Source organism: Muricauda sp. SCSIO 64092, from assembly GCF_023016285.1.
Taxonomy (GTDB): Bacteria; Bacteroidota; Bacteroidia; order Flavobacteriales; family Flavobacteriaceae; genus Croceivirga.
In genome coordinates this window covers 23519-49822 of record NZ_CP095413.1, presented here as the reverse complement: position 1 = coordinate 49822, position 26304 = coordinate 23519, and the positions used below count along the sequence as shown (strand labels likewise).

The window sequence follows — 26304 nt, the reverse complement described above, 5'->3', positions numbered from 1 at the left end:
AACCCATACTTATTAAAAAATCAATCAATAAAGGAGCAATGAAGAATATAGTAAAAGGATTGGCAATGGTTGCACTGGTGTTCATGGCTTCCTGTGCGTCCCAACCCAGTCTGCAGGAATATTATGTGGACAATATGGAAAACCCCAATTTTATAGCATTGGATATTCCGGTCAGTATCCTGAAAATGGAAGAGGTGGAACTTACCAATGTACAAAGGGAAGCTGTGGAATCCTTAAGGAAGTTCAATTTGTTGGCCTTCAAAAAAACCAGTGAAAATGTAGCGGAGTACAAAATGGAGAAGGCCAAGGTAAAGGAAATCCTGAAGAACGAGGATTTTGTGGAACTCATGAAAATCAACTCCCAATATGGGAAAGGGGTCATAAAATACCTAGGTGAGGACGATGCCATTGACGAGGTCATTATTTATGGTGATAGTAAGGAACAGGGGTTCGCTCTGGTTCGGGTATTGGGAAAAAATATGAACCCTGCCCATATTGTACAGCTCATGCAGGCCATCCAGAAATCGGAATACAAGGGTGAAGGATTAGGAGAGATAGGCAAGTTTTTAAAAGGGTAGGCCCGAACAAAATCAATACGAATTATCCCAGCTTTTTAAAGTTGGGATTTTTTTGTGCCCATAATTGACCTTAAGTTAAAAAAGGGTGGTGACTTACTGATTATATTAGTGTCCTAATACCTAAATGGAACACTAACAAAATCTAAAGCAAAATGGAAAAAGCACAAGAATGGATAACCTATGGTTTGGACTTGGCCAAAGAATTTGGCCCAAAGTTGCTAGCCGGCATCTTAATTTATATCGTTGGTTCGTGGATTGTTAAAAAGCTGGTCGGAGGGCTTAGGAAAGTGATGGCCAAAAGCAAATACGATGAATCCTTGCAAAAGTTTCTCTTAAACCTTCTTTCCTGGACATTGAAGGTGTTCTTGATTCTTTTGGTCATTTCCCAGTTAGGGGTTGACGTGACCACCTTCGCAGCGGTAATCGCAGCAGCTGGTTTGGCCGTTGGTCTGGCTTTGCAAGGCTCCCTTTCCAATTTTGCGGGAGGTGTATTGATCATGATTTTTAAACCGTATAGGATTGGCGACCTTATTGAAGCACAAGGAGAGCTTGGTGTGGTCAAGGAAATTGAAATATTCACCACAAAAATGGTGTCCCCAGAAAATAAATTGATTATCATTCCCAATGGGACCATGGCCAACGGAAACATTGTAAACTATACCGCCGAGGGAAAGATACGCGTGGATACCGTTATAGGGGTGGCCTATGAAGAAGATATTAAAAAGACCAAAGACGTATTACTAGAGGTGTTGACATCCAACCCCAACGTTTTGAAAGAGCCGGCACCTTCGGTCAATGTTTTGGAATTGGCGGATAGTTCCGTAAACTTTGCGGTACGTCCATTTTGCAAACCAGAACACTATTGGGATGTGTATTTTGCTACCTATGAAGGATGTAAACTGGCCCTGGATAAAGCAGGTATTGAAATTCCCTATCCCCACGAAGTACAGATCGAAAAGAAATAAGGGACTGCAAAGTTGTCATTTCAAAGGAATCTGCTATGGGAAATTCGCACCCATCGCTACATGCATTTTTCAACTTTGCCTTTACCGCAATCTGAACGTATGAAATGACCGATAAATTGATTTGGAGCAATTAAACCCCAGTGTAATTGGCTGGGGTTATTTTTTTTAGCTCAGATTTTATGGTTGGGGATATATCCAGGGTTTCAATGAAATCTGCCATGGTCTTCTGGGTTATTTTCGCGTTGGTTCGGGTCAATCCTTTTAGCGCTTCATAGGGATTTGGGTATCCTTCCCTGCGTAAAACAGTTTGGATGGCTTCGGCAACAACGGCCCAATTGTCCTCAAGGTCTGCCTCAAACTTTTCTTGATTCAGCACCAATTTGTCCAAGCCTTTTAATGTGGACTGAAATGCAATAAGGGTGTGCGCAAAGGGTACCCCAATGTTCCTGAGGACCGTACTGTCCGTTAAGTCCCGTTGTAATCTTGAAATAGGAAGTTTGGCCGACAAGTATTCAAAAATAGCATTGGCCATACCCAGATTTCCTTCGGAGTTTTCGAAATCGATGGGATTTACCTTATGCGGCATGGCCGAGGAACCAACTTCCCCCTTTTTGATGGTCTGTTTAAAATAGTCCATGGAAATATAGGTCCAGATGTCGCGGTTTAGATCAATTAGAATGGTATTGATTCGTTTTAAGCCATCAAACAGGGCAGCCATATGGTCATAATGTTCAATTTGGGTGGTGGGAAACGAATGGTGAAGTCCTAGTTTCTGTTGTACAAATTGTTGCCCAAAAGCTTTCCAATCAATTTGGGGGTAGGCCACTTTATGGGCATTGTAGTTTCCTGTGGCCCCTCCAAACTTTGCGGCCGAAGGGATATCGTTCAGTAAATCAAATTGTTGTTTTAGACGTTCCACAAACACTTCTATCTCCTTACCCAATCGGGTTGGCGAAGCCGGTTGGCCATGTGTCCTGGCCAGCATGGGGACCGATGCCCAAACCTTGCCCAAATCCTTCAGTTTTTCAAATAGCTTAACATAAACGGGAACATAGCTGTCATTCATGGCATCCTTAATGGAAAGTGGAATGGCCGTATTATTGATATCCTGGGATGTTAGGCCAAAGTGGATAAACTCCTTATGCCCACTTATGCCCAAAACATCAAACTTTTGTTTGATAAAGTATTCTACAGCTTTTACATCATGGTTTGTGGTTCTTTCTATTTCCTTGATGGTGGCTGCGTCCTCGGCTGAAAATAAACGATGGATTTTTCTTAATTCCTCAAATTTTTGAACATCAAAATCCGCTAATTGGGGGAGGGGCAATTCACATAGGGCGATGAAATATTCAATCTCAACCTGGACGCGATACTTTATTAAGGCCTCCTCTGAGAAAAAGACTGAAAGTGATGCTGTTTTGTTTCTATAACGTCCGTCGACCGGTGAAATGGCATTTAGTGGATTCAAAGACATTGAAGTGGATTTTAGAAAACCTCAAAGATAGCTTAATACCCCAACTTCTTTAGTTTGTTCAGGATTTTAATTCCCCTATTTTGAAACCCGGCGGAACCTTGGGGAAGATGTTGTTCCAAAACGGATTTCAGCTCAGGCCGTATCCAATCAAAGGTTTCGCCCAGATAGAACAGACTGGTCATGGCAAAAACTTTCGTGGCCACTTTATGCTCTTCAATGAGCCAGTCAAAACACACCGTAGCCATCTTTTCCAAATAAGCCAAAGACAACGCATTTATGAAAAGGGGGTGTTTCGCCTTGTAGTAGGCCTGTGTCAACAGTTGACATATATGGGCCATGGGACGTATGGAAGATTCCGATTGCATCCGATCCAATCCCTTGATAAAATCATTGAGGATGGGTACGATCAATTCCAATTTCTTACGCATAACATGGTCAAATATCCAGCTTGCGGCAAAATTATCCTCCTTATCATGGATATCTACTTCCTTGAACAATGGCCCCACCAATTCTGGGGAAGCCAGTACACGGGCAACGAGTCTGTCCACATCCGGTTTATTTATCCGCCCCGTATTGAGTTGCCTATGTAACTGCTGGGCAGTCATAGGTCTTTACCAAGTTTTTGAACCAAATGGGGAACACCTTCAACAGCCGTTTTGGGGATAATGGTCAAGTGCTCAAAATCCATTTCCCGAATAGTGGGTCTGGGGTCAACAAAATAAATGGGCGTACCCGAGGGGACATAGTTTATGAGACTTGCGGCGGGATATACCTGCATTGATGTTCCGATAATGATCAATACATCCGCCATGGCGGTAATTGCAATAGCGGGTTCCAACATGGGTACCATTTCCCCGAACCACACCACATGGGGCCTAAGTTGGTGGCCCCTGGCGTCCAAATCACCCAAAACAAGATCGGTGGTCCAATCCAATATCGTGGTTTCATCCCTAATGCTTCGGACCTTTAAAAGCTCCCCATGCAGGTGTAATACTGCGGAACTCCCCGCCTTCTCATGGAGGTTGTCTATATTTTGGGTAACAATATCGACGTTAAAATAGTTTTCCAGTTCCACCAAGGCTTTGTGGCCAGCATTGGGTTCCACTTGTAAAAGCTGCCGACGCCTTTGATTGTAAAATTCCAAAACCAGTTCTGGATTTCTGGAAAAGCCCTGCGGGGAAGCAACTTCCATAACATTATGGCCCTCCCAAAGCCCATTGGCATCCCTAAAGGTTTTGAGGCCACTTTCGGCACTCATTCCGGCTCCAGTGAGAACAACAACTCTTTTTTTGTCCATTGTCAGGTGTTTTTGGATACTTACATCGTCGCCCAACTTACTTAAATGGAAGCTGGAATTCAAAAATAGTATTTTCATTATCTTGATCCTATGATCGATTGTGATTTGCTGGCCTATTTGGAAGATTACCTTACGGAGAACCGAAAGGAACGTTTTCGCAAAGTGCTCTCCGAGCGTACCAAATTTTTGACCGTGGCCATTGAGGATGTATACCAAATGCACAATACCAGTGCCATTCTTAGAAGTTGCGATGCCTTTGGCATTCAAGAGGTACACAGCATTGAGGGCCGATTTGGGGACAAGCTGGATAAGAACATCGCCTTAGGGGCGCAGCAATGGGTAGATCTAGTACGGCACCAAAACACTACGGATTGCATCAAGATACTTAAGGAAAGGGGATATTCCATTGTGGCAACGATCCCCCACCAAGATGCATATTCACTTTCCGAGTTTCAAGTGGATACAAAAACAGCAGTGTTTTTTGGAACGGAATGGGAAGGATTGAGCACGGAGGTTTTGGAACAGGCGGATAGGTTTTTAAAAATTCCAATGGTAGGTTTTTCCGAAAGTCTTAACGTATCCGTTTCAGCCGCCATAATCATTCAACAACTTGCCGATAATCTAAGGAAAACAACACTTCCTTGGCAATTGACCCAAGCCGAACTATTGGAAAAACGGCTGGATTGGACCAAAAAGTCCATCAAGAAGGTGGAACAGATTATCAGTCGTTACCAGGGGAATTGATGTTTTTTGTACATTTAAACGTAACCAATTTATAAACAGATGACTACACTACTTTACATTTTGGCCGGAATTGTTTTGCTCATACTTATCCTGGCAATACTGGCCCCCAAAACCTATGATGTTTCCCGATCTATAGTGATCGATACCCCTAAGGACCAGGTGTTTCCTTTTTTGCGTTCTTTAAAAAAGCAGGACGAATGGTCGCCCTGGGCAAAAAGGGACCCTGACATGCACAAAGAATATAGGGGAAACGACGGGGAAGTTGGCTCAGTGAGCTACTGGAACGGGAACAAAGAAGTGGGAGAGGGCGAACAGGAAATCACCAAAATTGTGGATGGCGAACGTATTGAAGGGGAACTACGATTTCTAAAACCCTGGAAGTCCGAATCCGATTGTTATTTTGAAACGGAAGATGCGGAATCGGGAAAGACAAAAGTCACCTGGGGTTTTTCGGGGAAAAACAAGTTTCCGTTCAGTATCATGATGCTGTTTATGAGCATGGATAAGATGGTTGGAAAGGATTTTGAGGAGGGATTGGCTTCATTAAAGGGCCTCTTGGAAAAGTAACCTAATGGAACAGAATATGGTAGGTTGGTTTGAAATTCCGGTAACGGATATGGACCGTGCAAGGAAGTTTTACGAAGAAGTATTTGAAATTACCATTCAAGTACAGGACTTTGGGGGAACATTAATGGGTTGGTTTCCCTGGTCCGAAGGGAAAGCAGGTTGTTCAGGTTCCTTGATTTTACAGCCCGAATGGTATATTCCAAACCATAAGGAAGGTGTATTGATTTACTTTGCCAGTGAAGACGTCCAAAATGAGTTGGACCGAATTGAAAATGTGGGAGGCCACATCTTAAAACCCAAAACCCAAATAAGTCCGGATGTTGGCTATATGGGATTGTTCCACGACTCAGAAGGTAACCGTATAGCGTTACATTCCAGGAAATAACACTACTCACTGGGTTCCAAGAGGGCAGTGTCGTAGTCGTTTTCGAGAACGACCTTACCATTTTTGACCATGACCCGAGTATCGGAATATGCATCGTACAATACGGTGCCATCACCAAAGAACCCTTTTACCCGAAGGGATTTTTTGCCTTTGGGCAAATCCAGTCCAACGACAACTTTATCACGGTACTCCCCATCAATATAAGTTCTGGAAAAAACATAGGGGCTTTTGGCCAACCTTTTGTGTTTACCAGCTCCAATGGCGGGATGATCTCTTCTGAATTTTCCCAGTTTTTGCCAGTGTTCATGAACCTTTTGAACCTTTGGTACGGTATCCAGGTCCTCCCAGTTCATGTAGGACCTAAGGTTCGCATCCCCTTCTGCGCCCACCACTTTAAGGGGACGCATGGTTTCATCCCCATAATATACTTGTGAGGCCCCTGGGGTCAACAATAACATGTTTGCCGAGCGATAGGGTTTGCTTCGGTCAGCATCATAAGGGTTACCGTCATCATGCGAAGTGAGATAATTAAGGACACTTTTTCCCTGAAATTTTGTGTTGAGCAAGTAACTGTACTTCTTAAATACTTTCTCGTATGTCTGGTTAGCATCGTTTTTTAAATCAAAATTGATCAGGCTGGTGAAACCGTTGGCAAAGTAGTCCACCTTTTTATCGCCAAAATCAAAACTGCGCCCACCTGAGATACCATAATTATAAACTTCCCCTACCATGTAGAACGGTTTATCGTCCAATACGCCGTTGGGGTGCTTCTTTTTCCAGGTTTCAAAGGCATAATCTGCTTCCTTTTTTAATTCTGCCCATGCATTTTCATTAACGTGTTTAACCGTATCCACCCGGAATCCGTCCACTCCAAATTCATGGATGTAGTCCGTAAGCCATTTGATAATGTAAAATCGTGGCGCCCTGGGATATCCCGTACGCTCAAAGAAAAGGTTAAGTTCATCCAATTCCTGACTTAGACGACCTTCCTCTTTCCATTTGGCCAATAAGGTATCCGGTAATTCCACGGGTTCATCAGATTCCGTTAAAATATCGGGAAGATTGCGTACTAGGGTACAAGCCGTAGTATTTTCATAATTGTCAAATGCACAAGCCGGGGATGTTCGCACCCACTCATCGGGCCAAACGGGATCAATGGCCGTTACCGGCCCTGTATGATTGAGAACTACATCCAGTAAAACGCGGATTCCATTGGCATGGGCCGTTTTGACCAGGTTTTCCAAATCCTTCTTCGTGCCAAAATTAGGGTCGATCGTAGTCCAATCCTTGGTCCAATACCCGTGGTAGCCATAGGTGACTCCGGTTCCTTCATCCGTGGCGCCATGGATTTGTTCAACAACCGGGGTAAACCAAATTGCATTGATTCCTAAATCGGTAAAGTATCCGTCTTCAATCTTTTGGGTAATTCCGGCAATATCCCCTCCTTCAAATCCCCTAAGCACTGCCGTGGAGTCCTTACGTTCAAAATTGATATCCTTTTCAGGTTGTCCATTGTTGAACCTATCCGTTAAAAGGAAATAGATGTTGGCCCCCTCCCAAACAAAAGGGGTTTTGGAATGCTCATCCTGCTTTTGGTTTGTGGTGAGGGTTTCCGGATTTTTTTGGGGCGTTTCTTTTTGAGAGTTTTTGCAGCCAAAAAGAGAAGTCAATATCGACATAGCGATAAGTAGTTTTCTCATGCTTTGAGGATTTTGCCTAAAGCTATAAAATGCTCGCAAGAATAGAAAATTTATTTAAATGGGGATTTCGGAAAATCGGAAAATGCCAAGCCTTATCCCCTGTTAAGCACCTTATATTCCTCATAGCAATTGCTTATGGCATCCAGAATCTGTAGGTCATTCGCGGTTTGTATGAAGGATCGTGAATAACTACAATTGTTGAGGATGTCCTCAATATCCATCTTTTCAAGTTGGAGTAGCTGTTTCAGTGTTTCACGATCAAATTTTGAGGCCAAAAGATCCCGGATGTTCTCATCCTCTTTCATTTTCCGCAATTTTCGCATCTGTTGTGGTTTCTTGCCAAATAAGTTACGGAGCAGATCTGCGGGATTTAGGATGGCACCAAGGACTTTGGTGACGGCACTTGGACTTTTACTGCCCCCTTCATAACTCTTGTTAAGTCCTGAAATACTGTATTGATACGCGTTGTTGACCGGTAGGTTCTTTACATCTATCTCCAGGTACCCTGTAAGCTGATAGGGCCTTACAATCACCTCTTCCAGGGCATAAGCCAATTCCGTTAGGAATATCTTGGTGTCCTTAATTCGAAACATGTCATTGGTCACCCTTACTTTTTGGGGCTTAAAACCAAGGTAGGTCAAATAAAGGGTATCATTTACGGCGGCAGTAATCCTAAATTTACCATCTTGGTCGGTGATGGTTCCGATCACCTTGTTTAAGTTAATGACATGCACACTTTCCAAAGGGAAGTTCGTTTGGGCATTGAGCACTGTGGCAACGATTTCTTCGGCCTGGATATCTTCCTCATTTTCCTGGCTAAATACCAGTGTCCCTAGGAGAAGGAAAGTGAAGCATAAAAGTCTTTTCATCAAGCAATTTTCAACCTTAAAGATACAAAACAACGGAATTTAATGGGGCTGCCTTGCCTTTTTGGAACTCATTAACTAAAAAAAGCCTGGATTCCTTCCCTTTTTTCGTCTGGATGAGGATTTTTTCTTTTTGTTGAAAGGGGCACCACCGTCCTTTCGTCCACCTCTCCTACGATCACGTTTTTTGCCCTTTCCACTACGGCCCGGGTTTTTGGAAACCTCTACGTTGATGAAACGTCCGTCCACTTTAAAATCCTGAAAGGCTTCCAGTATTAAGGGCATTAAATTGGCATCTGTGTTAAAGAAGGAGAAACTGTCCTTGGTGTCCACCCTATAGATATCCTCCTTATCCAGCTTAAGGTTTTCCCTTAAGAAATCTTTTAGGGACATCCAGTCGTACCCATCCCGTTCCCCTACATTGATAAAATAGCGGACCGAACCATCCTTTGGCCTTTCTTCTTGGCCTTTTTCCCCTTTTGATGATTTCTGTTCATCCAAATCCCTGGTATTACTGTAATACCTAAAGAACCTCGTAAATTCGACTGAAACCATCTTTTTGATGATTTCATCCCGATCAAGGCCTTCCAAAACATCATAAATGGCAGGAAGGTAATCCTCAATATCCGGGTCAATATTGGTATCCCTGATTTTACTGGCCAAATGGTACAGCTGTATTTCGCAAATTTCAATTCCCGTTGGAATTTTCTTTTCGATGAAATCCTGTCGAATTTTCTTTTCAATGGCCTTTATTTTCCGAAGTTCACTTCGTGTGGTGATGACCATGGAAATACCTGATTTTCCTGCCCTTCCCGTACGTCCGCTTCGGTGGGTGTAGGTTTCGATTTCATCGGGCAATTGATAGTTGATCACATGCGTGACATCATCCACGTCAATTCCGCGCGCCGCCACATCGGTCGCTATCAAGAGTTGGATTTGTTTTTTGCGAAAGGCGTTCATGGCCAAATCCCTTTGGTTCTGACTTAGGTCCCCATGTAAGGCCCCGGCATTGTATCCGTCTTCAATTAGTTTTTCGGCAATTTTTTGCGTATCCCTTTTGGTCCTACAAAAAACCACGGAAAATATTCCAGGATTCGCATCGGCCAATCGCTTTAGCGCGGCGTACCTGTCCCTGCCACCCACCAAATAATATTCATGCTGCACGGTCACTGCCCCTGCATTTTTGGTACCTACCGTAATCTCCTTGGGTTTGTGCATGAACTTTTTGGCAATACTGGCCACCTCTTTGGGCATGGTGGCCGAAAATAACCAAGTGGACTTGTCATCGGGCGTATTGGAAAGGATATCCCTAATATCCTCATAAAAGCCCATATTGAGCATTTCATCGGCCTCATCCAAAATACAGTACTCAATTTTGGTAATGTCAACAATTCCCCTTTGGATCATATCCTTCATACGACCTGGGGTGGCGACCACGATCTGCGCTCCTCTTTTGATCTGTTTGGCTTGTTCGGTAATACTGGCACCGCCGTAGATAGCAACAATATTGACTCCCTTTTCATATTTGGAGTAGAGTTGCATTTCATTGGTGATCTGTAAACACAATTCCCTGGTAGGGGATAGGATGAGACCTTGCGTAGTCCTGCTTTGGGCATCAATTTTCTGGAGCAGCGGAAACCCGAATGCAGCAGTCTTTCCGGTTCCTGTTTGTGCCAGTGCAACCAGGTCGGTTTCGTCCTCCAATAAAATGGGAATGGCTTTTTCCTGGACTTCGGATGGGGATTCAAACCCTAAATCGGAAATGGCAGTTAATAGGGACTCCTGCAGTCCCAAACTTTCAAATGGTGTCATATCATTGTTTATAAACTCGCTATTACTGTGCTGTATCGAGCGAAAACCGTATAAACAAAGCCCATCACAACACCCCTTTTTTACCCATTTTCCCTGGGCGCGACATTAAATAAGCGGCAAATGTACATTTATTTCATCAGCTATTGGTCAAAGTGGCGAGAAAGTCAACCAATTGTTTCATGGCCTTGGCTCTATGGCTTATGCCATTTTTCTGTTCCATGGGGAGTTCGGCAAAGGTTTTGTCGTAACCTTTGGGTTGAAAAATGGGGTCATAGCCAAAGCCTTTTTTCCCTTTTTTTTCTTTGGTAATGCTTCCATGGACCACCCCCTTGAAAAAATGGCATCCTGAGTTCAGGTTCAAGGCGATGACCGTCTCAAATCTGGCCGACCTGTCCCCAATAGCGTGCAGTTCCTCCAGGAGCTTGTCCATATTGGCATTGGCATTCTTGTCTGCCCCCGCATATCTCGCGGAGTAGACCCCCGGTGCGCCATTTAAGGCGTTGACCAATAATCCGGTATCATCGGAAAAACTGGGAAGTCCGTAAGTGGATGTCACAAAATCTGCCTTTATTTGGGCATTTTCTTCCAGTGTTTTTCCTGTTTCCGGGATTTCATTATAACAACCAATGTCCCGTAGGGAAACCAATTCCACAGAGGTTGGGACCAGGTTTTTCACTTCCTGGAACTTGTTTTGGTTGTGTGTGGCAAAGACCAATTTCATAAACTATATTTCTTGGAGGTAAAAATAGTACTTTAGAAAAATGAAATTTAAAATACCTCCTCCCTTGGTCATGGTCATTTTTGGAGGTCTTATGTACCTCTTGGACCGATTTCTTCCTGTTGGGGAGTTTGACTTTTTTGGTCGTAAATGGATGCTCTATTTTTTAGCGATACTAGGTCTTCTGGTAATGGTGTTTGCCCTATTTCAATTTGCCAGGGCAAAAACCACAACAAATCCCTTTAATCCCGAGAAAGCCAACAATTTGGTAAGTCATGGTATATACGGCTATACAAGGAATCCCATGTATCTGGGGATGCTACTGTTCCTTATTGCTTTTGGCCTTCATTTGGGAAATGCCTTCAATACCCTTTTGGCGGCGGGTTTTGTATATTATATGAACCATTTTCAGATAAAAGGGGAAGAAGTGGCCCTGACCAAAAAATTTGGCAAAAAGTACCAATTGTATTGCAAAGCGGTAAGGCGTTGGTTTTAGCTATTGGGAAATTGATAATTTTTAGTAGTGAAAAAAGTCAATTTGTCGATCAAAAACGATTTTTTATTCACCGTTTGGCCTTTTTTTGAACAACGCCAATCTTCACTTTTTTTAATAATTACATTTACAGCTTAATTCTTAGACGATGGTGGAAACGGGACGTAAATACGTTTTTGATTTTGATAGCACCCTTACCCAGGTTGAGGCGTTGGATGTTTTGGCTGAAATGACCTTAAAGGGCAAATCAAATAAAGATGAAATCCTTATGGAAATCCAGAACATTACCAATTTGGGGATAGATGGGGAGATTTCCTTCACGGAATCATTGGAACGGAGAATACGGCTTCTGGAAGCCCATCAAAGGGATTTGGAGCCACTAATTGAGGATTTACGTCAAAAAATATCCAAATCCATTAAGGAAAATAAAGAGTTCTTCCATTCACATGCCGAGGACATTTATGTAATTTCCTGTGGGTTCAAAGAATTCATAGACCCCATTGTGGCAGATTACAATATCCCGTCGGAACGGGTTTATGCAAATACCTTTAAATTTGATGACCATGGCCAAATCATCGGTTTTGATGAAACCAATGTGCTCTCATCACATAATGGAAAGATCGAGTGCCTAAAAAAGCTGGATCTGGATGGTGAAGTCCAGGTGATTGGCGATGGCTATAGTGATTATGTAATGCGGGAAGCTGGTATTGCGGACAAGTTTTTTGCCTATACCGAAAATGTGCATCGCGAAAAAGCAGCTACCCATGCCGACCATGTGGCGCCTAACCTTAATGAATTTTTATTTGTGAACGACTTGCCCAGAAAAATATCATATCCGAAAAATCGAATCAAGATTTTGTTGTTGGAAAATGTTCATCCAGACGCATTTGACAACCTTTCCAATGAGGGATTTTCCGTAGAATTGGTAAAGCATAGTTTACCCGAAGACGAACTTATTGAAAAGATAAAGGGAATTCATGTTCTTGGTATTCGTTCCAAAACCCAGGTAACAAAAAAGGTACTGGAAGCAGCAGACCGCCTTTTGGTCATTGGTGCTTTTTGTATTGGGACCACCCAGATAGATTTGATCGCCGCCAAGAAAAAAGGGGTAGTGGTCTTTAACGCGCCCTACAGCAATACACGCTCGGTAGTGGAATTGGCCATTGGTCAGATTATCATGCTCATGCGGAGTGTCTTTGCCCGTAGTACCGAAATCCACCAGGGGCAGTGGTTTAAAACGGCCCTTAATTCCCATGAGGTCCGGGGAAAGAACTTGGGTATTGTGGGCTATGGCAACATTGGAAAACAGCTTTCCGTGCTGGCAGAAGCCATTGGAATGCGTGTGTATTACTATGATGTGGAAGACCAGTTGGGATTGGGTAACGCCATTAAGTGCACTACATTGGAGGATTTGTTGGCGGTTTCGGATGTAGTGACCCTTCATGTGGATGATAATAAGGCCAATAAGAATTTTATTGGGGAACGGGAAATTGATCAAATGCGTGATGGGGCAATACTCATTAATCTTTCACGGGGATTTGTGGTGGATATTGAAGCCTTGGTCAAAGCCTTAAGGTCCAAAAAAATAAGGGGTGCAGGTATAGATGTATATCCAGAGGAACCTAGAAGTAATGGCAATTTTAAAACCGAACTTCAAGGATTGGAAAATGTAATCCTGACACCGCACGTGGGGGGAAGCACCCAAGAGGCCCAAAAGGACATAGCGGATTTCGTTCCCAACAAAATTATGGATTACATTAATTCCGGAAATACGGTAGATGCCGTGAACTTTCCTAATATTCGTTTGCCCAAACAGAACAATTCCCATCGGTTTTTGCACATCCACGATAACGTCTCGGGGGTAATGGCTGAAATAAATGAGGTTTTGGCCAAGTTTGAAATGAACATAACCGGGCAATATCTCTCTACGGACTCCGAAGTGGGGTACGTAATTACGGATTTGGACAAGGACTACAATAAGGAGGTCGTTAAAGCATTGAAAAGTGTGGAACATACCATTAGGTTCCGTGTACTTTATTGATCATAAGGATTCCCCAATCCTGCTTCGGGTGCAACATGCGGATAGTTAGCAAGGGTTAATGGTTAAAAGTTAGGAGTTAAGGTTGTGGTCAAGATAACGTAAATCCTGTTTCCTTGTTTCTGGAGTGCAGCGGTATTGATTACAGTACTTCGATAGCGCTATCGCGAAGTGATCTTTATTATTTAATCATCCACCTATTGCCATTTCGACCAACGGGAGAAATCTAAAATTAAGTAGATTTCTCAATCGGCGCTTCGCACCTCATTTCGAAATGACAGAGGAAATCCGAATGTTATACAACCTACGGGAGAATTCCACTATTTTGTTTAAAACTATGGGTTTCAAATAGTGGTTTGGTAGCAACAACAAATCCAACCGGGTTTCACTAGCACTCTTAACCCTTTCACAACATTTTTGATTTCCCCTTTGATTTTAGCCATAACTTGTAGGCAAATTCTTATAATCTAGTACTGGGTGTAGTGAAGGTAGGGAAATTTACATTTTTCAAAAAAGGCTTTAGGGCGTATTATTTGCTGGTGGTTTCCATCATTGGATTAACGATTGCCATACAGACCATTGTTCAATACTCCCTGGAAAAACAGCGGGATACTGCCCTTGTGGTCAATTTAGCGGGTTTTCAACGTACGCTGAGCCAAAACCTTTTGAACGAAATCTACTCTTGCCGTTTCCATACCTGTGACTATGCCGAGCTTAAACTTTCCATAAACCGATTGGTGCAAAGGAATCGGATACTACAAAATGGCAGTGAAAAATTGGGGATAGATCCCTTGGAAGACGAGGATATCTCCAGGAATTTTAGAAAACTACATCCGTATCTCATTTGGTTTCAGTCAAAGCTAGCCGACTTACAGCATGTTGATCAGATTTCCTTTAATGATTTGCGGTATCGGGTAGATCGGTTTACGGCAATTATGGATGATATTGTGTTGCAGTTCCAAAAGAGGGCCGAGGATGACATCAAGGCCATGCGAATAATTGAACTGGAGTTGGCCATTTTTTCCGTTCTGATCGTCCTCTTTGAAATTTTCTTCATTGTAAACCCCATTATCAGCAGGATAATGGAACAGAAGAAAAAACTTGCTGAGATTGCCTGGCACCAATCCCATGTCTTTGCCTCACATATGAGGAATATAAAAGACCTTCAATATGTTCTTAAGGTGGAGAAAAAACCGGAACGACGGGATGAAATAGTCCGTTTTATTTCAGAAGAGTTGGACCACCTTAACCAGGTATCCAATAATATGGTCAAGGCCTTAAAAAAGAACGAGGGTATGCGAAAGCCCTATCTTAAGGTTTTAAGGAAGGTCGAGGGCCTTCTGGAAAAATATCACCTTGCGCCCACAAAAGATGTTACCGATGATGATATGGTTCGTTCCGTAGAATCGTAAAAGCGCGGTAAACTTGTTCAATAAAGAACAAACGCACCATTTGATGGGAAAAGGTCATTGGGGACAAACTGATTTTCGCATTGCTCCTTTGTAAGACGGCATCGTGAAAACCATAAGGTCCACCGACAACAAACACCAAATTTTTTAAACCACTGTTCATCTTTTTCTGGAGGTATCCCGAAAATTCCATGGAAGTGAATTGCTTTCCATTTTCATCCAATACCACCAGATGGTCCGCATTTTCCAATTGTTCCAGGATACGTGTACCCTCCTTCAATTTCTGTTCGTTTTCAGAAAGGTTCTTGGTATTTTTCAAGTCAGGTAATTCCTTGATGTCCAGTTTTACGTAATGCTTTAAACGATTGGCATAGTCCTGGAAAAGATTACGAAGTTCCTTGCTATCCGTTTTACCTACAAAAAACACTTTTATGGTCATTGAAAACGTGATTTCCCCCAAAAGTAGTACAAGTACGGTTCCACGCTTCTGTGATAGGTATGCTTTTTAGTATTTTCGTCCTAAATTTCTTCCATATGATTTCCCAGGAACAATTTCAAAAAGAGTTGGAATATATCATCTCAAATGCCATTCGGGAAGATGTGGGTGATGGTGATCATAGCTCGCTTGCCTGTATCCCAGAAACCGTTCGGGGAAAGGCAAAGCTTTTGGTCAAGGACGAGGGAATTTTGGCCGGTGTGGATTTTGCGAAACAGGTTTTTGCCTTTGTGGATAATGAACTTGCGGTAGAGGTACGGATCGGGGATGGAGAACGGGTGAAGTTTGGGGATATTGCCTTTGTTGTCCAGGGGAAATCCCAAAGTATCCTACAAGCCGAACGATTGGTGCTCAATGCCATGCAGCGAATGAGTGCCATTGCCACCAAGACGGCTTTTTATGTTGACCTGTTGGAAGGAACGGGAACCAAGATTTTGGATACCCGTAAGACTACCCCGGGAATACGCGCCTTGGAAAAATGGGCCGTTAAAATTGGGGGAGGGGAGAACCATAGGTTTGCACTGTACGATATGATCATGCTCAAAGACAACCACATTGATTTTGCAGGGGGCATTACCAAGGCCATAACTATGACCAAAAACTATTTAAGACAAGTGGGTAAGGACCTGAAAATTATTGTTGAGGCCCGAAATCTGGATGAGGTGTCCGAAATACTGGAATCCCAGGGGGTATACCGTATTCTTTTGGATAATTTTACCTATTCCGATACCAAAAGGGCCATTGACCTTATCGGAAATCAATGTCTTACGGAATCCTCTGGCGGAATAAATGAAAAAACCATCCGAAAATATGCAGAGTGCGGTGTGGACTATATTTCATCAGGTGCGTTGACCCATTCGGTATACAATATGGACTTGAGCCTTAAAGCGTTTTAGATGTCCCAGGAGATTGAGGAGAAATTGGAAAAGATACCCATTATCAATTGGCTGGTTAGGTTATTGAAACGGATCAAACTGCCAGGTTTTGAAGGGCTTTCTGCGTATAACCTTTCCGAAATCTATATTATTGGCATTATCCAGGGCGCCCTTTCCAGTAGGGCAAGCGCTATTGCCTTTAGTGTTTTCCTTGCCATTTTTCCCTTATTGATTTTTTTGGTAACCTTGATTCCCTTTGTCATTCCCTATGTACGTATAGGCAATGAAAATTTTGATACCCAATTTCTACTTTTCCTGGAATCCTTTTTACCCACTGCTACCGGTGACTATTTTGAAGAAATATACCGGCAGATAAAAGACCAAAAACATGGAGGATTGTTGTCCTCCGCATTCGGGCTCTCCATTTTTTTGGTGGCCAATGGGGTGAATTCCATTTTTAGTGCTTTCGAATATTCCTATCACGTTGAATTGACAAGGAATTTCATTCGGCAATATGCCTATGCCCTGATGGTGGGCCTACTTCTTAGTATTTTATTGATAGTTGGTGCCGTGGCCTTTGTGTATTTTGAATTTTACATTGTGGAATACACCAGCGAATATTTTGGCAAAAAGTTCGGCTATGATGCAGAGAAAGGCGATGCCTTTGGATTACAAATGGCCAAGGTTTTATTCTTTTTCCTACTTTCCTACCTCACCACCGCCATTTTGTACTATTTTGGGACCGTTGAGGGTAGAAAGGCGAGATTTTTCTCGATTGGTGCTTTGGTGACGGCCATCCTTTTCTTATTGACGTCCTACCTGTTTGGGGTATATGTGGAAAAGTTTGCGAGGTATAACGAACTGTATGGTGCTTTGGGAGGTCTATTAATTTTGATGTTCTACATCTGGTTAAATTCCAATATCCTATTATTGGGTTTTGAATTGAATGCAACACTCCATGCGTTGCGGAAAAATGTAAATAGAAGATTGAACAATGGGAAGAACAGTTTTTTTGATTAGTTTTTTGATGCTGGGCGCACATGTTGGCAATGCCCAATCCATCCTGGGAAAGTGGAAGACGATTGATGATGAAACCGGTGAGGCAAAAGCCTTGGTGGAAATCACCCGTGAACAGGGAAAGCTTTTTGGAAGGGTGATTGAGATATTAAATAAAGACCGCAAAGATGCCAAATGCATCAAATGTGATGGTAAGTTAAAGGATAGGCCAATCTTGGGATTGCCCATTATTGATGGTTTTACCAAGGAAGAGGATGGTGCGTACAAGGGTAAGAGGTTGACTGACCCAACCAAGGGACTTACCGTTAGGGGAAAGATTTGGTTGGACCCGGACAATGAAAACAGACTCAAAGTCAGGGGATATCTGGCCTTTTTCTATCGTACCCAAACGTGGTTGCGGGTTAACGACCAATAGCAACTATGCAGTATTTCTTGGATGTCATCCTACCCATTCGGATAGAACGGACGTTTACCTATAAGATTACTTCCGAGGAGGCCGCAGCCCTTCAAAAAGGTATGCGGGTGGCCGTCCCTTTTGGAAAATCCAAGATTTATACGGCCATTGCCTTCCATGTCCATCAAAACCCACCAACGGCCTATGAGGCCAAGGAAATTCATGAGATATTGGATTCCCACCCGGTGTTGGTACCCACCCAGATTAAGTTTTGGCAATGGATAGCCGACTATTATATGTGTACACTGGGCGAAGTTGTGAGGGCAGGACTCCCCAACGCCCTATTGTTGGAAAGTGAAACATTGATACTCCCCAAGGTATTGGATAAAGTGCCGGAAGGTGAATTTACCGATGATGAATTCTTAATTGTCGAAGCATTACGTCACCAATCCTCCTTACAGATTAAGGACGTAGCGGATATTACGGACCGCAAAAGGGTACTTCCCCTGATCAATGGCTTGGTGGAGAAAGGGGTTGTACGATTAAAAGAGGAGATCCATGAAAAGTACAGACCAAAGACCGTTAAGTATATCCGGTTAAATCCAGAATACGAGTCGGAAACAGCTTTACAAAACTTGTTGGAAACGTTGACTCGGGCCCCAAAACAAAGCCAAGCGGTACTCTCGTACTTCAGCATTTACGGACAACAAAAGAAGCCGGTTGGATTAACGGATTTTGAAAAAACCAGTAGAATCTCCAAATCGGTCATCAAAGCGTTGATTGAGAAATCGGTTTTTGAAGCGTACGAACTTCAAACGGATAGGGTGGTCTATGAAGAAGGGGAGCGCAAGGTAAGGGATATTCAACTTAACCCGTTACAGACCAAAGCCATTGGGGATATTCAAGAGAGTTTTGAAAAACCTAGGGTATGTTTGTTACACGGTGTCACTTCTTCCGGTAAGACCGAAGTATATATCAAACTCATCAAAAAGGTCATTGATAGCGGCAAACAGGTGTTGTACCTACTGCCGGAAATCGCATTGACGACACAATTGATCAATCGATTAAAGGCCTATTTTGGGAATACCATAGCGGTATACCACTCCAGATATAGTTATAACGAACGTATTGAGGTCTGGAACAACGTTTTGCATCAAAGTGAAAAAGCTCAGGTAATCCTTGGTGCCCGGTCCGCTTTGTTTCTTCCTTTTTCCAAGTTGGGTTTGGTTGTGGTTGATGAGGAACATGAACAATCCTACAAACAATTTGACCCTGCCCCGAGATACCATGCCCGGGATGCTGCCATTGTTCTGGCCAACCTCCATGGGGCCAATTGTCTATTGGGTTCTGCTACTCCCAGTATAGAGAGTTATTACAATGTTAAAAAAGGAAAGTATGGAATTGCGGAAATTCCAAGACGTTATGGGGAAGTTTTGATGCCGGAGATTGAGTTGGTCGATATTAAGGAAGCGCACAGGAAAAAACGGATGAAGGGACATTTTTCCGAGCGACTTCTCAAGGCTATGGAAACAGCACTTGAAGAAAATGAACAAATCATCCTTTTTCAAAACAGAAGGGGTTTTGCTCCAATTTTGGAATGCACTACCTGTGGTCATGCCGCTCAATGCCCAAACTGTGATGTAAGCTTAACACTGCATCAGCATCGGGAGCAGCTGCGCTGCCATTACTGTGGATTTCACATCCCAATTTTACAAAGTTGTCAGGCCTGTGGTAGCAGCACATTGGATACCAAGGGCTTTGGGACCGAACAAATTCAAGAAGAATTAAAACATCTTTTTCCGGATGCCAAGGTAGGCCGTATGGATTTGGATACTACCCGTGGTAAATATTCCTATGACAAACTAATAAACGCATTTGAGGCACAGGAGTTGGATATTTTGGTGGGGACCCAGATGATTACCAAGGGATTGGATTTTAGAAATGTCGGTTTGGTCGGCATCATGAATGCGGATTCCCTATTGAATTTTCCCGATTACAGGGCCCATGAGCGTAGTTTTCAGTTATTGGTCCAGGTGGCGGGAAGATCGGGGAGGACACAAAAGAGGGGAAACGTACTGGTGCAGACCTATAATCCATACCATCAAGTGCTGCAGCAGGTTTCCAGTTATGATTACCCCAAGTTTTTTCATGATCAAGTGTATGAGAGGGAGCAGTTTAAATATCCTCCTGGGACAAAAATCCTAAGGATTACGTTAAAGGACCGTGATTACAATAAACTTAACGAGGCTTCCGATTGGTTTGCGACTTCCTTGCGAAATGTTTTAAAGTGCACCGTTTTGGGCCCCGAATATCCGGCAATCTCCAGGATAAGAAATCAATACTTAAAGAATATCTTGATCAAGTTCACTACTGCGGAGCCTGTGGCCAAAACAAAAAAAAGCATCAAAAGAGTAAATCAGTCTTTTGATGCCATTTCCAACTACAGAAGTGTTAGGGTGGTCTATAACGTGGACCACATTTGATTAAACATTGGCCAAAGCCTCTGCCAATTCCGTCTTTTTGTTCCTACTTAAAGGAATTTGACGTCCCCCAACTTCCACATTTTTACTATTGAACTTTTCAATTTTTTCCAGGTTCACAATGTAGGACTTGTGAATTCTTAGAAACTTTTCTGCCGGTAGTTGTTTTTCAAAGGATTTCATGGTCGACAGGATAACAATATTCGCTTCATCCGTAACCAATTTTATATAATCCCCAAGCGCTTCGATCCATTTGATGTCATTAAGGATAACCTTACGTTTCTTAAGGTTGCTTTTTACAAAAATATGCTCCTCGTCCTCTTCGGAACGATGCATTTGCTCGTACTTTGAAACAGCACGTTTTACGGATGCCTCAAATCTTGCAAGTGTTATGGGTTTGTGCAGGTAATCGGTCACATCATAATCAAAAGCTTTGAGCGCATAGTCGGGTTTTCCCGTAATTAAGATGACCTGAGGTGGATTTTCCAAGGCTTCAAGTAGGTCAAAACCGCTGATGATGGGCATTTCAACATCAAGGAAGATAAGGTCTACCTCATTGTTCTTTAAACCATTTTTGGCTTCTATAGCATTACTGTATTCGGCTACCAAGGCAAGATGTGGGTGATTGTTGACTAACTTAGCTACCGCCATACGCTGCATAGAAGAATCGTCTACAATTATACTTTTTAGTTTCATAAATGGGGTGATTTGTGGGGTTAAATCATCGGCAAATTACATAATAAACTCGATAAACAGCAACAAAAGATGTAAACATGGCCTATTCTGTTGTGTATTTGGTATTATGCACGATGTAGGTTTGTTTTTGATTTTAGTTGTTAATAACTTCCTAAAAGGTTAACGAACAATTATCATTTTTCTTGTGAACGGAGTGAAATATGATTACTTTTGCGCTCCTTTAAAAAAATAGATTTATGAACCATTACGAAACTGTTTTCATTTTGAATCCCGTTCTATCTGAAACTCAGATAGAGGAAACAGTCAAGAAGTTCGAGGATTTCTTGGTTAAGAATGGCGCCAAAATGGTGGCCAAGGAAGATTGGGGGCTTAAAAAATTGGCCTATCCGATCCAGAACAAAAAAAGTGGGTTTTACCACTTGTTTGAGTTTACATCATCAGGAGAAGTGATTAATCCTTATGAAGTTGAGTTTAGAAGGGACGAACGTGTTATGCGTTTTCTTACCGTTAAGTTGGACAAACATGCAATTGCATGGGCAGAGAAAAGAAGAACCAAACTAAAAGTAAAAGCGTAGGGTATGTCATCCATAGAACAACAAGCAAAAGCTAAAAAAGATGGGGAAATCAGGTATTTGACCCCATTGAACATAGAGACCACAAAACAAAAGAAGTATTGTCGTTTCAAAAAATCCGGAATCAAATACATTGATTATAAGGATCCTGATTTTTTGATGAAATTGGTAAACGAGCAAGGGAAATTGTTGCCCAGAAGGCTAACAGGAACTTCCTTAAAGTACCAAAGAAAGGTCGCGCAAGCAGTAAAGAGGGCACGCCACCTGGCCTTGATGCCCTATGTAGGTGATATGTTAAAATAAAAGAATTGAAGCAATGGAATTGATTTTAAAACAAGACGTACAGGATTTGGGCTTCAAGGATGATATTGTCACCGTAAAGCCCGGTTATGGCAGAAACTTTCTAATTCCCCAGGGAATGGCATCCTTGGCTACGCCATCCGCCAAAAAGGTTTTGGCCGAAAATTTGAGGCAAAGGGCCCACAAGGAGAAACAGATTATTGACGATGCCAATAAAGTGGCGGATTCCATAAAGGCAATGGAGATTAAGATACCTGCCAAAGTAGGTGTTGGCGACAAACTGTTTGGTTCAGTAACCAATATAGATTTGGCAGAAGCCATTTCCAAGGCCGGGGAGAGCATTGACAAGAAGTTTATTGCCATCCAGGGAGGTACCATTAAAAGAACAGGACCTTATAATGCCAAGATTAGATTGCATAGGGAAGTTGTTATAGATTTTCCTTTTGAAGTGATTGCCGAGGCAAAGTGAAAAAAAACCACATTTTAGTTAATAAATTGTTAAGAGCTATGGATTCATAGCTCTTTTTTTTGCGATATGTTTGCATTGGCTTTAACATGAACTAACAGAGAACATTATGAAAAGATTTTTACTCTTGGGAATTGCCATATGCAGTTCCATGGTTTTTTCCTATTCGCAGGTGACCACCTCAAATATTCGGGGTACGGTCTTGGATGACCAAAATGTCCCCCTTTTAGGTGCCAATGTCATAGCGGTACATACCCCTACCGGAACCAGGTACGGCGCCATAACCAATGAGGATGGAAGATTTACCCTTTTAAACCTTAGGGTTGGTGGTCCCTATGAGATTACGATTTCCTATGTGGGTTTTAAGGAACAAAAGGAAACGGGCATATTCCTTGCCCTGGGCAAGACCTTTAATTTGGATGCGCGACTGGTTTCCGAGAGCCAACAGTTGGACGAAGTGGTGGTAATTTCGGACAGAAGTGGGACTTTTGGCAGTGATAGGACGGGTTCGGAAACCAATTTGGGGGACCGCGAACTAAGAAGATTACCCACCATTAGTCGTTCCCAGGCAGATTTCACCCGTTTGGAACCGACGGCATCTTCCGATGGGATTTCCTTTGGGGGGAGGAACAACCAGTTTAATAACTTTTCGTTGGATGGCTCCATTTTTAACAATCCATTTGGTCTGGACGCCCCAACTCCTGGCGGCCAGTCCAATGCACAGCCCATTTCCCTGGATGCCATAGATCAGGTTCAAGTATCCCTGGCCCCTTATGATGTTAGGCAGGCCGGTTTTACCGGGGCGGCGGTAAATGCGGTTACAAAAAGCGGAACCAATGAATTTAGGGGAACGGTTTATGGGTTCTACAGAAATCAGGATTTGACCGGAGGTAAGGTTTCCGGAGATGATATTTTTGTCCCGGACTTGACACAAACCCAATATGGTATCAGTATTGGAGGGCCAATAGTGAAAAACAAGCTTTTCTTTTTTGCCAATTTTGAAGTTGACGACAGGGAGGATTTGGGTTCCAATTTTTTTGCCGATAGGGGGCAAGGGGGCAACAACGTATCCCGCGTCAGTGCCAGTGATTTGCAATTAGTTTCGGATGCATTGGCAGGGTTAGGATATGAAACTGGACCATTTGAGGGTTTCCTGCGTGGCTCAGAATCCACCAAAGGCATCTTAAAATTGGATTGGAACATTAATGACAATAATCGTTTGGCACTCATCTATAATTTTTTGGATGCCAGTCGGGATTTAAATGCGAATCCATTGGCCATTGGCCGTCGCGGTCCTGATGCCACAACCTTACAGTTCGCCAATAGCGGATACCAGATCAATAACGAGATCAATTCATTTTTGGCAGAATTGAATTCCACCTTGGGTGATGGCACGGCCGTCAATAAGTTGCAGATAGGCTATACCAGTTTTAATGATTTTAGAAACCCATTCTCGTCCCCAGCTCCTTCCATTCAGATTGAACAAGAAGGGGTAAGGGCCATTATTGCAGGCCATGAACCTTTTTCAATTAATAATCGTTTGGAACAGGATGTTTTTCAATTGACCAATAACCTTACCTTTTTCTCTGGTGATCATACTGTTACAGTAGGTTTCTCGTATGAGAAGTTTGATTTTTTTAATTCATTCAATCTTGGAACTTATGGAGGTACTTTTGGATTCCCGATTGGTCTTGACTTTAGGGATTTTGCTTCGGTACAGGAGTTTTTGGATAATGCCCAACCTGGAGGTCTAATTGATAATTTGATTCAAGATGCCGAGACCACATTCAATGCAAACAATCAATTGCCCATAGGGGCACCGGGCGGATGGAACTTGGCAGAGACCAGTGTGGGCCAATTGGCATTTTACGTACAGGATGAATGGGACATCACGGATAATTTTAAACTTACCTACGGTCTTAGGGCCGATAAACCACTCTATTTTAATACCCGTGATTTGATTGATGAAAATATTGATTGAAAGGGTGGGCTCCTGTCGGCAGGGGGTACCTACGCTCCGGATATCCAATATTTTGATGAAAACGGGGAACCTATCCTTCTCGATAGCTTTGATTTACCGGACAATTCCATTCTTTGGTCCCCACGTCTTGGATTTAACTGGGACGTCCGCGATGATCAAAGTTTTCAAATTCGAGGTGGTACCGGAGTTTTTTCCGGAAGGTTTCCGTTTGTATGGGTAGGGAACCAAGTTCAAAATACGGACTTCTTCTTTTACACACCTACCAATCCAAATTTCCAATTCCCACAAGTTTGGCGATCTAACTTGGGTATCGATTATAAGTTCGATAATGGAATTGTTGCCACCACGGACATCATTTTCACCAGGGATTTGAATGCCGCAACAACCTATAATTTTGGACTGGGAACACCCACCGGAAGACTAACCGGCCCAGATTCCCGCCCCATTTACCAACTTGAAGACCGAGCTCAAATATTTGGTGGGGCCACAAACGCCTATGTCATTTCCAATATTGATGAAGGACGCTCCTTTAACTGGAGTTTTAAACTTCAAAAGCAGTTTCAGAACAACCTTTATGCCATGGTGGCGTATAATTTCTTGGAAGCATTTGATGTGAATTCCATGTCCGCCGAGATTTCCAGTGACCTGTTTGATTTAAATCCCGTTGTGGGAAATGCCAATCGAGCCCCCTTGGCCCCCAGTCTGTTTGGCAATACACACCGTATTATAGGGCAGTTGAACAAACAATGGAGCTATGGCAAAGGGAAGTGGGCGACCTCCATCGGTGCGTTTTTTGAATATGCCTCCGGTCAACGTTTCTCGTATACCTATTCCGGGGATATCAATAATGATGGTTCTTTTACCAACGATTTGCTTTATGTGCCAACTACGGCAGAAGTTCAGCAACTTAATTTTGTTGCGCCACAATTCCCTGGAAATCCCTCAATACAAGAACAACGGGATGCCTTTGAGGTCTTCATCCAACAGGACGATTACCTTAGTGCCAGGCGGGGTAGTTTTACGGGCAGAAATGATTTAAAGAGGCCATGGACAGGAAGATGGGACGTGAAAATTCTTCAAGACCTTAATTTTAAGGCCATAGGGGATAATCAAAATACGTTACAGTTAAGTTTGGATATTTTGAACTTTGGCAATTTGCTTAATTCCAATTGGGGTGTTGTTCAAATTGAAAGAAACACACAGCCGGTAGGGGTATCCGTGGACTTTTCCCAGGAAAATCCTACTCCTGTGTATAGTTTTGACCCTTCCCAAACCTCGACATTTGTGGACAATTTTGATTTGATTTCCAGATGGCAGGCGCAAGTAGGTATACGATACATATTTTAAGGGAATTCATTTTTAGTGTTTTTCAAAGGCCCCGATTGATTTCGGGGTTTTATTTTTGTGTCAATTATTTTTTATAATGAAGTTTAAAAGGCTGACAAAAGAGCAGTTTGAGGAACTGCAAGGGGAGTTTATCAATTTCTTGGCGACCCAGTCCATTACGGCGGATGAGTGGAAGGACATAAAGCAAAAGAATCCCAAAGTGGCCGAAGAGGAATTGGATGTCTTCAGTGATTTGATTTGGGAGGGCGTATTGTCCAAAGTCAAGTATTTGGAAAATATCTCCGCCAACCATATGCATTTGTTTGAACTTGAGGATAAGGAAATGAAACTCATTTCGGTAAAGGTGATGAACCCCAAAGTGGATTTACGGACCAGCGAAGGTTTTGGTTGGTTCAAAAAGAACTGGCAGTCCGATTTTGTGGATTACCTAACAGCATCAAAGGCCTATACCAAGGATAAAAACTTGGATAAGTTCCAATTAATCGAACAGGGAGCTGTGATTACCAAAGGCGAGCTCTACCAATGGTTTGATGAAATTATAAGTCCCCTCTAACTCCCTCAAAAGGGGAGAATTCCTCAATGAAAAGAGATCGAAATTTATTCCCCTCCTTTGGAGGGGGTCAGGGGGAGGCTT

At 42.7% G+C, this 26304-nt stretch carries 27 protein-coding genes; 18 read left to right on the top strand and 9 right to left on the bottom strand.

The features are described from left to right. Nucleotides 1-38 precede the first annotated feature (38 nt). Both L0P88_RS00240 and L0P88_RS00235 read left to right on the top strand, forming a co-directional pair. On the top strand, nt 39-578 hold the full coding sequence (locus L0P88_RS00240) for a DUF4252 domain-containing protein (RefSeq protein ID WP_247132644.1): 540 nt from the start codon (nt 39-41) through the stop codon (nt 576-578). 152 nt (nt 579-730) lie between these two features. After that, nucleotides 731-1543, top strand: a complete 813-nt coding sequence (locus L0P88_RS00235) for a mechanosensitive ion channel family protein (protein WP_247132643.1) — start codon at nt 731-733, stop codon at nt 1541-1543. A gap of 130 nt (nt 1544-1673) precedes the next feature. On the opposite strand, the gene purB is transcribed toward L0P88_RS00235, so the two are convergent. From purB to L0P88_RS00220, 3 genes are read right to left on the bottom strand one after another with little or no spacing between them, the layout of a single operon-like run. After that, nucleotides 1674-3017, bottom strand: a complete 1344-nt coding sequence (purB, locus tag L0P88_RS00230) for an adenylosuccinate lyase (RefSeq protein ID WP_247132642.1) — start codon at nt 3015-3017, stop codon at nt 1674-1676. A 32-nt stretch (nt 3018-3049) separates the two neighbouring features. Next, nucleotides 3050-3622 (bottom strand): hypothetical protein, encoded by a 573-nt coding sequence (locus L0P88_RS00225; RefSeq protein WP_247132641.1) that lies wholly within the window; start codon nt 3620-3622, stop codon nt 3050-3052. Beyond that, on the bottom strand, nt 3619-4314 hold the full coding sequence (locus L0P88_RS00220; RefSeq protein WP_247132640.1) for an SIR2 family NAD-dependent protein deacylase: 696 nt from the start codon (nt 4312-4314) through the stop codon (nt 3619-3621). Before L0P88_RS00220 ends, L0P88_RS00225 begins: the two co-directional genes overlap by 4 nt. 90 nt (nt 4315-4404) lie before the next feature. Here L0P88_RS00220 and L0P88_RS00215 point away from each other — a divergent pair, with 90 nt between their 5' ends. Genes L0P88_RS00215 through L0P88_RS00205 form a run of 3 tightly spaced genes read left to right on the top strand, consistent with a single transcriptional unit; the run spans nt 4405 to nt 6010 of the window. Then, the gene (locus tag L0P88_RS00215; RefSeq protein WP_247132639.1) at nt 4405-5058 is read left to right on the top strand and encodes a TrmH family RNA methyltransferase; all 654 of its coding nucleotides are present in this window, start codon (nt 4405-4407) and stop codon (nt 5056-5058) included. Between the two features lie 39 nt (nt 5059-5097). Further along, nucleotides 5098-5625: an SRPBCC family protein gene (locus tag L0P88_RS00210; protein WP_247132638.1), complete on the top strand. Its 528-nt coding sequence runs from the start codon at nt 5098-5100 to the stop codon at nt 5623-5625. Between the two features lie 4 nt (nt 5626-5629). After that, nucleotides 5630-6010 carry a VOC family protein gene (locus L0P88_RS00205; RefSeq protein ID WP_247132637.1) on the top strand — a complete coding sequence of 127 codons (381 nt, stop codon included), beginning with the start codon at nt 5630-5632 and terminating at the stop codon, nt 6008-6010. Nucleotides 6011-6012: 2 nt separating this feature from the next. On the opposite strand, the gene L0P88_RS00200 is transcribed toward L0P88_RS00205, so the two are convergent. The 4 genes from L0P88_RS00200 to L0P88_RS00185 form a co-directional block, all read right to left on the bottom strand. After that, the gene (locus tag L0P88_RS00200; RefSeq protein WP_247132636.1) at nt 6013-7710 is read right to left on the bottom strand and encodes an alpha-amylase family glycosyl hydrolase; all 1698 of its coding nucleotides are present in this window, start codon (nt 7708-7710) and stop codon (nt 6013-6015) included. Nucleotides 7711-7802: 92 nt separating this feature from the next. Further along, nucleotides 7803-8579, bottom strand: a complete 777-nt coding sequence (locus L0P88_RS00195) for a carboxypeptidase-like regulatory domain-containing protein (RefSeq protein WP_247132635.1) — start codon at nt 8577-8579, stop codon at nt 7803-7805. Between the two features lie 75 nt (nt 8580-8654). After that, entirely contained in the window at nt 8655-10388 is a 1734-nt protein-coding gene (locus tag L0P88_RS00190) for a DEAD/DEAH box helicase (RefSeq protein ID WP_247132634.1), read from the bottom strand. A gap of 136 nt (nt 10389-10524) precedes the next feature. Next, complete coding sequence (locus L0P88_RS00185) at nt 10525-11109, bottom strand: non-canonical purine NTP diphosphatase (RefSeq protein ID WP_247132633.1); 585 nt, start codon at nt 11107-11109, stop codon at nt 10525-10527. 40 nt (nt 11110-11149) lie between these two features. Between L0P88_RS00185 and L0P88_RS00180 the strand changes: the two genes are divergently transcribed. From L0P88_RS00180 to L0P88_RS00170, 3 genes are all read left to right on the top strand, one after another. Beyond that, a complete protein-coding gene (locus L0P88_RS00180; protein WP_247132632.1) occupies nt 11150-11602 on the top strand; it encodes a methyltransferase family protein in 453 nt (150 codons plus the stop codon). Between the two features lie 145 nt (nt 11603-11747). Continuing rightward, complete coding sequence (gene serA, locus L0P88_RS00175) at nt 11748-13640, top strand: phosphoglycerate dehydrogenase (protein WP_247132631.1); 1893 nt, start codon at nt 11748-11750, stop codon at nt 13638-13640. 479 nt (nt 13641-14119) lie between these two features. Next, nucleotides 14120-15049 (top strand): hypothetical protein, encoded by a 930-nt coding sequence (locus L0P88_RS00170; RefSeq protein ID WP_247132630.1) that lies wholly within the window; start codon nt 14120-14122, stop codon nt 15047-15049. Here L0P88_RS00170 and rlmH read toward each other — a convergent pair. After that, complete coding sequence (rlmH, locus tag L0P88_RS00165; protein ID WP_247132629.1) at nt 15012-15485, bottom strand: 23S rRNA (pseudouridine(1915)-N(3))-methyltransferase RlmH; 474 nt, start codon at nt 15483-15485, stop codon at nt 15012-15014. The two genes, L0P88_RS00170 and rlmH, sit on opposite strands and share 38 nt — an antisense overlap. 95 nt (nt 15486-15580) lie before the next feature. On the opposite strand from rlmH, the gene nadC reads away from it, so the two are divergent. From nadC to priA, 4 genes are read left to right on the top strand one after another with little or no spacing between them, the layout of a single operon-like run. Beyond that, nucleotides 15581-16438, top strand: a complete 858-nt coding sequence (gene nadC, locus L0P88_RS00160; protein WP_247132628.1) for a carboxylating nicotinate-nucleotide diphosphorylase — start codon at nt 15581-15583, stop codon at nt 16436-16438. Then, a complete protein-coding gene (locus tag L0P88_RS00155) occupies nt 16439-17437 on the top strand; it encodes a YihY/virulence factor BrkB family protein (RefSeq protein WP_247132627.1) in 999 nt (332 codons plus the stop codon). It begins immediately after the preceding gene. Then, complete coding sequence (locus tag L0P88_RS00150; RefSeq protein WP_247132626.1) at nt 17412-17849, top strand: DUF2147 domain-containing protein; 438 nt, start codon at nt 17412-17414, stop codon at nt 17847-17849. Before L0P88_RS00155 ends, L0P88_RS00150 begins: the two co-directional genes overlap by 26 nt. Nucleotides 17850-17854: 5 nt before the next feature. Further along, complete coding sequence (gene priA / locus L0P88_RS00145) at nt 17855-20311, top strand: primosomal protein N' (protein WP_247132625.1); 2457 nt, start codon at nt 17855-17857, stop codon at nt 20309-20311. Here the strand turns inward: priA and L0P88_RS00140 are convergent, their stop codons facing one another. Next, nucleotides 20312-21004 carry a LytR/AlgR family response regulator transcription factor gene (locus L0P88_RS00140; protein ID WP_158777955.1) on the bottom strand — a complete coding sequence of 231 codons (693 nt, stop codon included), beginning with the start codon at nt 21002-21004 and terminating at the stop codon, nt 20312-20314. Between the two features lie 236 nt (nt 21005-21240). On the opposite strand from L0P88_RS00140, the gene rpsF reads away from it, so the two are divergent. The 6 genes from rpsF (at nt 21241) to L0P88_RS00115 (ending at nt 26223) form a co-directional block, all read left to right on the top strand. Further along, nucleotides 21241-21579 carry a 30S ribosomal protein S6 gene (rpsF, locus tag L0P88_RS00135; protein WP_247132624.1) on the top strand — a complete coding sequence of 113 codons (339 nt, stop codon included), beginning with the start codon at nt 21241-21243 and terminating at the stop codon, nt 21577-21579. A 3-nt stretch (nt 21580-21582) separates the two neighbouring features. After that, the gene (gene rpsR, locus L0P88_RS00130; protein WP_158777953.1) at nt 21583-21879 is read left to right on the top strand and encodes a 30S ribosomal protein S18; all 297 of its coding nucleotides are present in this window, start codon (nt 21583-21585) and stop codon (nt 21877-21879) included. A 13-nt stretch (nt 21880-21892) separates the two neighbouring features. Further along, the gene (gene rplI / locus L0P88_RS00125) at nt 21893-22345 is read left to right on the top strand and encodes a 50S ribosomal protein L9 (RefSeq protein ID WP_247132623.1); all 453 of its coding nucleotides are present in this window, start codon (nt 21893-21895) and stop codon (nt 22343-22345) included. 106 nt (nt 22346-22451) lie between these two features. After that, nucleotides 22452-24323, top strand: a complete 1872-nt coding sequence (locus L0P88_RS24055) for a TonB-dependent receptor (RefSeq protein ID WP_313791587.1) — start codon at nt 22452-22454, stop codon at nt 24321-24323. Between the two features lie 303 nt (nt 24324-24626). Further along, nucleotides 24627-25670: a hypothetical protein gene (locus L0P88_RS24050; RefSeq protein WP_313791586.1), complete on the top strand. Its 1044-nt coding sequence runs from the start codon at nt 24627-24629 to the stop codon at nt 25668-25670. Nucleotides 25671-25746: 76 nt separating this feature from the next. Then, nucleotides 25747-26223, top strand: a complete 477-nt coding sequence (locus L0P88_RS00115) for a DUF6495 family protein (RefSeq protein ID WP_247132622.1) — start codon at nt 25747-25749, stop codon at nt 26221-26223. Nucleotides 26224-26304 lie beyond the last annotated feature (81 nt).

Bases quoted from the DNA above. Each gene is read 5' to 3' on its own strand.
- L0P88_RS00240 (WP_247132644.1), top strand. From the start codon at position 39: ATGAAGAATATAGTAAAAGGATTGGCAATGGTTGCACTGGTGTTCATG.
- L0P88_RS00235 (WP_247132643.1), top strand. From the start codon at position 731: ATGGAAAAAGCACAAGAATGGATAACCTATGGTTTGGACTTGGCCAAA.
- purB (WP_247132642.1), bottom strand. From the start codon at position 3,017: ATGTCTTTGAATCCACTAAATGCCATTTCACCGGTCGACGGACGTTAT.
- L0P88_RS00225 (WP_247132641.1), bottom strand. From the start codon at position 3,622: ATGACTGCCCAGCAGTTACATAGGCAACTCAATACGGGGCGGATAAAT.
- L0P88_RS00220 (WP_247132640.1), bottom strand. From the start codon at position 4,314: ATGGACAAAAAAAGAGTTGTTGTTCTCACTGGAGCCGGAATGAGTGCC.
- L0P88_RS00215 (WP_247132639.1), top strand. From the start codon at position 4,405: ATGATCGATTGTGATTTGCTGGCCTATTTGGAAGATTACCTTACGGAG.
- L0P88_RS00210 (WP_247132638.1), top strand. From the start codon at position 5,098: ATGACTACACTACTTTACATTTTGGCCGGAATTGTTTTGCTCATACTT.
- L0P88_RS00205 (WP_247132637.1), top strand. From the start codon at position 5,630: ATGGAACAGAATATGGTAGGTTGGTTTGAAATTCCGGTAACGGATATG.
- L0P88_RS00200 (WP_247132636.1), bottom strand. From the start codon at position 7,710: ATGAGAAAACTACTTATCGCTATGTCGATATTGACTTCTCTTTTTGGC.
- L0P88_RS00195 (WP_247132635.1), bottom strand. From the start codon at position 8,579: ATGAAAAGACTTTTATGCTTCACTTTCCTTCTCCTAGGGACACTGGTA.
- L0P88_RS00190 (WP_247132634.1), bottom strand. From the start codon at position 10,388: ATGACACCATTTGAAAGTTTGGGACTGCAGGAGTCCCTATTAACTGCC.
- L0P88_RS00185 (WP_247132633.1), bottom strand. From the start codon at position 11,109: ATGAAATTGGTCTTTGCCACACACAACCAAAACAAGTTCCAGGAAGTG.
- L0P88_RS00180 (WP_247132632.1), top strand. From the start codon at position 11,150: ATGAAATTTAAAATACCTCCTCCCTTGGTCATGGTCATTTTTGGAGGT.
- serA (WP_247132631.1), top strand. From the start codon at position 11,748: ATGGTGGAAACGGGACGTAAATACGTTTTTGATTTTGATAGCACCCTT.
- rlmH (WP_247132629.1), bottom strand. From the start codon at position 15,485: ATGACCATAAAAGTGTTTTTTGTAGGTAAAACGGATAGCAAGGAACTT.
- nadC (WP_247132628.1), top strand. From the start codon at position 15,581: ATGATTTCCCAGGAACAATTTCAAAAAGAGTTGGAATATATCATCTCA.
- L0P88_RS00155 (WP_247132627.1), top strand. From the start codon at position 16,439: ATGTCCCAGGAGATTGAGGAGAAATTGGAAAAGATACCCATTATCAAT.
- L0P88_RS00150 (WP_247132626.1), top strand. From the start codon at position 17,412: ATGGGAAGAACAGTTTTTTTGATTAGTTTTTTGATGCTGGGCGCACAT.
- priA (WP_247132625.1), top strand. From the start codon at position 17,855: ATGCAGTATTTCTTGGATGTCATCCTACCCATTCGGATAGAACGGACG.
- L0P88_RS00140 (WP_158777955.1), bottom strand. From the start codon at position 21,004: ATGAAACTAAAAAGTATAATTGTAGACGATTCTTCTATGCAGCGTATG.
- rpsF (WP_247132624.1), top strand. From the start codon at position 21,241: ATGAACCATTACGAAACTGTTTTCATTTTGAATCCCGTTCTATCTGAA.
- rpsR (WP_158777953.1), top strand. From the start codon at position 21,583: ATGTCATCCATAGAACAACAAGCAAAAGCTAAAAAAGATGGGGAAATC.
- rplI (WP_247132623.1), top strand. From the start codon at position 21,893: ATGGAATTGATTTTAAAACAAGACGTACAGGATTTGGGCTTCAAGGAT.
- L0P88_RS24055 (WP_313791587.1), top strand. From the start codon at position 22,452: ATGAAAAGATTTTTACTCTTGGGAATTGCCATATGCAGTTCCATGGTT.
- L0P88_RS00115 (WP_247132622.1), top strand. From the start codon at position 25,747: ATGAAGTTTAAAAGGCTGACAAAAGAGCAGTTTGAGGAACTGCAAGGG.